General features: G+C 67.7%; 7 protein-coding genes. 4 read left to right on the forward strand and 3 right to left on the reverse strand.

What is annotated here, in order from left to right:
- The 4 genes from AC6RA4_RS22215 to radC form a co-directional block, all read left to right on the forward strand.
- Nucleotides 1-899 (forward strand): Hsp70 family protein (locus tag AC6RA4_RS22215; protein ID WP_500164014.1); only part of this gene is annotated, 899 nt, incomplete at its 5' end.
- A gap of 80 nt (nt 900-979) precedes the next feature.
- Nucleotides 980-2,134 (forward strand): molecular chaperone DnaJ, encoded by a 1,155-nt coding sequence (gene dnaJ / locus AC6RA4_RS22220; RefSeq protein ID WP_500164016.1) that lies wholly within the window; start codon nt 980-982, stop codon nt 2,132-2,134.
- Nucleotides 2,135-2,274: 140 nt separating this feature from the next.
- Nucleotides 2,275-2,892, forward strand: coding sequence for a DedA family protein (locus AC6RA4_RS22225; RefSeq protein ID WP_500164018.1), 618 nt, complete (start codon nt 2,275-2,277; stop codon nt 2,890-2,892).
- Nucleotides 2,893-2,927: 35 nt separating this feature from the next.
- Nucleotides 2,928-3,692: a RadC family protein gene (radC, locus tag AC6RA4_RS22230; RefSeq protein ID WP_500164019.1), complete on the forward strand. Its 765-nt coding sequence runs from the start codon at nt 2,928-2,930 to the stop codon at nt 3,690-3,692.
- Between the two features lie 63 nt (nt 3,693-3,755).
- Here radC and AC6RA4_RS22235 read toward each other — a convergent pair whose 3' ends face one another.
- The 3 genes from AC6RA4_RS22235 to AC6RA4_RS22245 form a co-directional block, all read right to left on the reverse strand.
- Complete coding sequence (locus AC6RA4_RS22235) at nt 3,756-5,309, reverse strand: phosphate ABC transporter substrate-binding/OmpA family protein (protein ID WP_500164021.1); 1,554 nt, start codon at nt 5,307-5,309, stop codon at nt 3,756-3,758.
- A gap of 20 nt (nt 5,310-5,329) precedes the next feature.
- Nucleotides 5,330-6,319, reverse strand: a complete 990-nt coding sequence (locus AC6RA4_RS22240; protein ID WP_500164022.1) for a translocase — start codon at nt 6,317-6,319, stop codon at nt 5,330-5,332.
- 137 nt (nt 6,320-6,456) lie between these two features.
- On the reverse strand, nt 6,457-6,534 hold a 78-nt coding region (locus tag AC6RA4_RS22245; RefSeq protein ID WP_500164023.1), incomplete at its 5' end, for an SEC-C metal-binding domain-containing protein.

The following is a 6,534-nucleotide window of genomic DNA, read 5'->3' on the forward strand; positions in this document are numbered from 1 at the left end:
TCATCGAAGAGGTGACCAAGTTCTTCGGCAAGGAGCCGCACAAGGGTGTGAACCCGGACGAGGTCGTCGCCATGGGTGCCGCCATCCAGGCCGGCGTTCTGCAGGGTGACGTCAAGGACGTGGTTCTGCTCGACGTGACGCCGCTGTCGCTCGGCATCGAGACGCTGGGTGGCGTGTTCACCCGCCTGATCGACCGCAACACCACGATCCCGACCAAGAAGTCGCAGATCTTCTCCACCGCCGAAGACAACCAGTCGGCCGTGACGATCCGCGTCTTCCAGGGTGAGCGCGAGATGGCCGCAGACAACAAGCTGCTCGGCCAGTTCAATCTCGAGCAGATCCCGCCGGCACCGCGCGGCCTGCCGCAGATCGAGGTGACCTTCGACATCGACGCCAACGGCATCGTCTCCGTGTCCGCCAAGGACAAGGGCACGAACAAGGAGCAGAAGATCACCATCCAGGCCTCCGGCGGCCTCTCGGACGACGACATCGAAAAGATGGTCAAGGAAGCCGAGGAGAACGCCGAGAAGGACAAGGAGCGCCGCGAGCTCGTCGAGGCGCGCAACCAGGCCGAGAGCCTCATCCACTCGACCGAGAAGTCGATGGAAGAGCACAGCGACAAGGTCGATCCCACGACCATCGAAGCGATCGAGCTGGCGGTTGCCGCGCTGAAGGAAGACCTCGAGAAGGACGACGTGAAGGCCGACAAGATCAAGGCCGGCATCCAGAACGTCACCGAGGCCGCGATGAAGCTGGGTGAGGCGATCTACAAGGCCCAGGCCGATGCCGGTGACGGCGCGGACGAGCCCCAGGCCGCCGACGACAGCAGCTCGAACGCCGGTGACGACGATATCGTCGATGCCGATTTCGAGGACCTTGGCAACGACAAGCGCAGCTGAGGCCGCGCGTAGGAACAGAGCGGGGGCCGGTCCGGATGCCGGGCCGGCCCCTCTCCGTTCCGGGATACAGGAGGGCATGAATGTCCAAGCGTGACTATTACGACGTGCTCGGTGTCAGCAAAGGTGCCTCCGCGGACGAGATCAAGAAGGGCTTTCGCAAGAAGGCCAAGGAGCTCCACCCCGACCGGAACGCCGACAACCCCGAAGCCGAGAACCTCTTCAAAGAGGCCAACGAGGCCTACGACGTCCTGAAGGATCCGGAGAAGAAGGCCGCCTATGACCGCTTCGGCCACGCCGCCTTCGAGGGCGGCATGGGCGGTGGTGGCGGTCGCCCCGGCGGCGGTTTCCAGGGCCAGGGCGATTTCGCCAGCGCCTTCTCCGACGTGTTCGACGATCTCTTCGGCGACTTCATGGGCGGACGCCAGGGCGGCGGCGGGCGCCAGCGCGCCGCGCGCGGGGCCGACCTGCGCTACAATCTGCGCGTGACGCTCGAGGAGGCCTTCAGCGGCCTGCAGAAGACCATCAACGTGCCCAGTTCGGTGCAATGCGACGAGTGTAACGGCTCGGGCGCCGAAGGCGGCGCCGAGCCGGTGACCTGTCCGACCTGCTCGGGCATGGGCAAGGTCCGCGCGACGCAGGGCTTCTTCACCGTTGAACGCACCTGCCCGACCTGCTCGGGCCTCGGCCAGATCATCAAGAACCCCTGCACCAAGTGTGGCGGTCAGGGCCGCGTCCAGAAGGAGCGCGCGCTGTCGGTCAACATCCCCGCCGGCGTCGAGACCGGAACCCGCATCCGCCTTGCCGGAGAGGGTGAGGCCGGGATGCGCGGCGGGCCTCCGGGCGATCTCTACATCTTCATCGAGGTGAAGAAGCACGAGATCTTCGAGCGCGAGGGCAACGAGTTGCATTGCCGTGTGCCGGTGTCGATGACGACTGCGGCGCTTGGTGGCGACATCGAGGTGCCGACGATCGACGGTGGCCGCAGCCGGGTGAAGATTCCCTCGGGCAGCCAGTCGGGCCGTCAGATGCGCCTGCGCGGCAAGGGCATGCCTGCCCTGCGCGGCGGTGCGGCCGGTGACATGTTCATCGAGCTGGCGGTCGAGACCCCGGTCAACCTGACCGCGCGGCAAAAGGAGCTCCTGCGCGAGTTCGAGGAGCTGAGCGAGGACAACAACCCGGAATCGCACAGCTTCTTCTCCTCGGTCCGCAACTTCTGGGACTCGATGAAGGGGTGATCCCAAGGGCCTGCGCTCCCGGCGCAGCCCCGGCTTGAGCCTGAGGCGCATTGCGCGCGAGGTGCCAAGGCGACATGGAACATTTGTGACAGGGCCCGGGTTCCTTCCCCGGGCCCTTTCTCTATCGCGAGCCGAAACCAATGTTCGACTGGATCACAAACCTCATCGACGGCATGGGCGCCTTCGGGGTCGCGCTGCTGATGTTTCTCGAAAACGTCTTCCCGCCGATCCCCTCCGAGCTGATCATGCCGCTGGCCGGGTTCAACGCCGCGCGCAACACCATGTCGCTGCCTCTGGTGATCCTCGCTGGCAGTGCCGGCTCGCTGGCCGGGGCCTATCTCTGGTACTGGATCGGGCGGCGCATCGGCTTTGAACGGCTCTGCCGCCTGTCGCAGCGCCACGGGCGCTGGCTCTCGGTCTCGCCCGAAGAGTTCGACCGCGCCAATGGCTGGTTCGACCGCCATGGCGGCAGCGCGGTGTTGTTCGGACGCATCATCCCGACCATCCGAACCTTCATCTCCGTCCCCGCGGGCGTGCGGCGGATGCCTCGGGGCTGGTTCCTCGGTCTCAGCGCGCTCGGCACCGTGGCATGGACGTCGGTCCTTACGCTCGCGGGCTACTGGCTCGAGGGCGGCTACGAGGCGGTCAGCGCATGGCTCAACCCCGTGTCCACGATCGTGGTGGCGGCGCTGGTGGGCACCTATCTCTGGCGCGTCGCGACCTATGGCCGCCGGACACGCCGCGAGGAGAGCGATTAACCTCTTTCTAACCATCGCGCGGCAGGCTGGCGCGCATGACGCGCGGACCGCACTTCTCCGACGATCAGGCCTCGCTCTTCGGCGGGGACGAGGCGCCTGAGGCGCCGGTCCCGGGCGGCAAGGCGCTGCCCTCCTACCTGCGCGACCATCGCGCCCGGCTGCGCCAGCGCTTCCGCGAGGGCGGCGCAGAGGCGCTGCCTGATTACGAGATGCTCGAACTGCTGTTGTTCCGCGCGCTCCCGCGGCGCGACGTGAAGCCACTGGCGCGGGCCCTGCTCGACGCCTTCGGCGATTTCAACGGCGTGGTCTCGGCACCGGAGGGCCGGCTGCGCGACGTGAGCGGGGTGGGCGAGTCGGTGATCACCGAACTCAAGCTGGTGGAGGCAGCAGCGCACCGGCTGGCGCGGTCGCGGGTGCTGCAGCGCCCGGTGGTCAGCTCGTGGGATGCGCTGCTCAGCTACTGCCAGACCGCCATGGCGCATCGTGAGACGGAACAGTTCCGGATTCTGTTCCTCGACCGCAAGAACGTGTTGATTGCCGACGAGGCGCAGGCGCAAGGCACGGTGGATCATGTGCCCGTCTACCCGCGCGAGGTGGTGAAGCGCGCGCTCGAGCTGAACGCAAGCGCCCTGATCCTGGTGCACAATCATCCTTCGGGCGATCCGACGCCAAGCGGCGCCGATATCGAAATGACCGAGCAGATCCGCATCGCCGCCGACGTGCTCGGGATCAGCCTGCACGATCACCTGGTGATCGGCCGCTCTCGGGAGCTGAGCTTTCGCGCCGAGGGTCTGCTGTGAGCTCTCGAGGAAAGCCCGCAAGGGCTTGAGGAGAGCCTCCTCCGCCCGTGCGGGCGTCCTCGGTCAGCGCAGCCACACCTCGACACGACGGTTCACCTGACGGCCCCAGACCGTGTCGTCGCAGGCCATCGGCATGGCCTCGCCAAACGCCTCCACCGCAAGCTCCAGCCGCCGCAGATCCGCCGCCTCCGCCGCGCCCAGCACCGCCGCGCGCACCGCTTCCGCGCGATCATAGGCGATCTCCAGATTGGCTTCCGCCGGCCCCTGCGCGTCGGAAAACCCCACGAAGACCAACTCGCGCCCGTCATACTCTCCCGCTTCCAGCGCCCGCGCCAGTTGCTGCACGTTCGAGCGCGACTGCGCGTCGAGCCCCGTCGAGCCCGTCTCGAAGCGGAACGAGGTCGTCAGCCGCCGCATCGGCGCCAGCGTCGCCACCAGCCGCTGCAGACCGACCAGCCCCTGATCGCCCTCGGCCACGATGATGGCATTGGCAAGCCGGTCGCCCTGCTGGGCCAATCCGATCTCTTCGGGCATCTGGTCGACGAAGCCGGCGCGCCGGATCACGATCTGCGCCGGGGCGCTGCGGGTGTAGGCCAGGAACTCTCGCGCCAGCGCCGGCAGGCGGCGCGCCGGAAGATAGAGGAACATCGGCGCGGTGAGCGGATAGTCCTCGGTCTTGATCGCCGCGCGGCGCCCCCGCAGCTCGAACCCGCAGCTGCCGGTCAGGCGCAGCGGCTTGGTGTTGCCGATCTCGGAATAGCTCGCCAGCCCGATCCCCAGCGGATCGCGGGCCACCGCCTCTGCAAGCTCGGCATTGCCACGATGGCGCTCGATCTCGCCCGCCAGCGCGAGCCCGGAAGGGCGCAGCAGCCGGTCCTCGATGCCCTGCGACAGCCCGGACGTTGCGTTGCGCAGGTGCAGCACCACCGGCGCATCTGGCCCGCCAAGGGCGCTCCAGCTCTCGACCTGCCCCGACAGCACCTCTGCCAGCGTCGCCAGCGAGATCGCATCGACCGGGTTGAAGTGGGCCACCACCGGGATCATCGCATCAAGCGCCAGCACCCGGCTGCGGTTGACCTCCGACAGGTCGCCCAGCCCCGCCTCCCGGGCCGCCTCGCGCTCTTCGGGCCGGATCTCGCGCAGGGCCATGACGATATCGGCCTCATCGGCGAGCAGATCGTCGAAGCCGCCATCGGTGCTGGTCAGGTGGAAGTTGAACCGCCCGACGACCCGCGCCTCCTCCGGATCGCTCAGGGTGTAGCGGAAGCGGCCATCGCCCAGCAGCGCCCGCTCGGCGCTGAGCCCGTTGCGCAGGGCGAAGCCCTCGATCAGCGCAGGCATCAGCACCTCGCCGATGGTGGCCGAGCCCGACACCCGCATCTCGGCCACGAAATCGGTGAGCGAGGGGCATCCCGGGCCGTCGCAGAGCACGCCGGAACTGTCGACGGTCAGCTCGCCGTAGCGCGTTTGGATACGGTAGAACTCGCCATCAAAGCCAAGCAGCGTGCCGGTGAGCTCGATCCCGCCATCGCGCGAGCGCAGCGCGACGTCCTGCGCCCAGAGCGGCGCCCCGGCAATGAAAAGTGCGGCGAAGATCGCCGCACGAAGCAGTCCCATGAAGTGACCCCGGTTGCCCGTCAGTTGACAGCGATCTTCAGGTCTTCGATCAGGTTTTTCAACACCAGAAAGTCACCGACGCTGTCGCAGGCCGGCATCTCCAGCGAGAGATCATGCACCCGCAGCCCGGCCTTGCCGCGGAGTTCGAGGGTCTGCGCCTCGACGGCCTTGCCGCAATTGGCATCGGTGAGTTCGGCCTCGACGCTGACCGCGACCTCTCCGGTCTTCTGCGCCGCCCCGGCGGGGAAGCTGTAGATCTCGGCGATGCGCGGGGTCAGGGTGTCGGGATTGCCGAGGCGGGTCAGAAAACCGCCCACGCCCTTGGCGGTGCGGCCCATGTCACCGGCCGAGGCGGCCCAGACATGCCCCTCGGAGAAATACGCGGCGCCGAATTCGCGGGCGTGCAGCTGCAGCCCGCTCTCGCCGCGCCATTGCAGGACAACGCGGTCGTAGAACGGCAGCGCCGGGACCTCGACCACGGCCGTGGCGCCATCGTCATTGTCGAAAGAGGCGATGAAGAGCGCCTTCTGTGCCAGCGCGGGCACATCGACCGAGAGCTGTCCGTCGGGGCCGGTGAACTCGGTGAACATCAGACCCTGATGGTGAATGGTGACCTGTTCCGAGGCGTAGCACGGCGCCTGCAGCGACAGCGCCACCATGGCGCCGGCGCGCGGCTCGGCCTTGAGCCGGACCCGGCAATCGGGGGCGGTGACGTCGGCCGTGCGGTCCTGCGGCGCCTCGGGCAGCGCGGCCACGAGCGCGGCGCCCTGCTCTGCCGCGGCGGGTTCCAGCGTCGCCAGCGCCCCGCCGATCTTCGGTGCCAGCGCGGCTTCGACCGGCAGCTGGGGCATCGCGGCAGAGGAGGTATCGGTGATGCCGCTCACCACGACGCCGGAGCCATCCGCTGGCCCGGCATTGCGCGACAGCGCGCCGCTCTGCATCACGAAGCCGATTGCCAGCGCGGCGCAGACCGTTGCCGCTGCGAGTAGATATGTCTTGAGCCGTGCCATTGCACCCTCCGCTCGTTTTCAACCCGTTCCCTTGTGGAAAATCTATCGCGCTGAAAAGAGGCGCCGGTTGGGCGCAAGGAAGGAGTCAATTCGTCAGGTCCGACACGGTTTTGCCGGACCCGACAGAGATCTTGTGCTCAGGCCAGCTTGCCGTGGCAGTGCTTGAACTTCTTGCCCGAGCCGCAGGGGCAGGCATCGTTCCGGGACGGATTGCC

Source organism: Salipiger sp., from assembly GCF_059781815.1.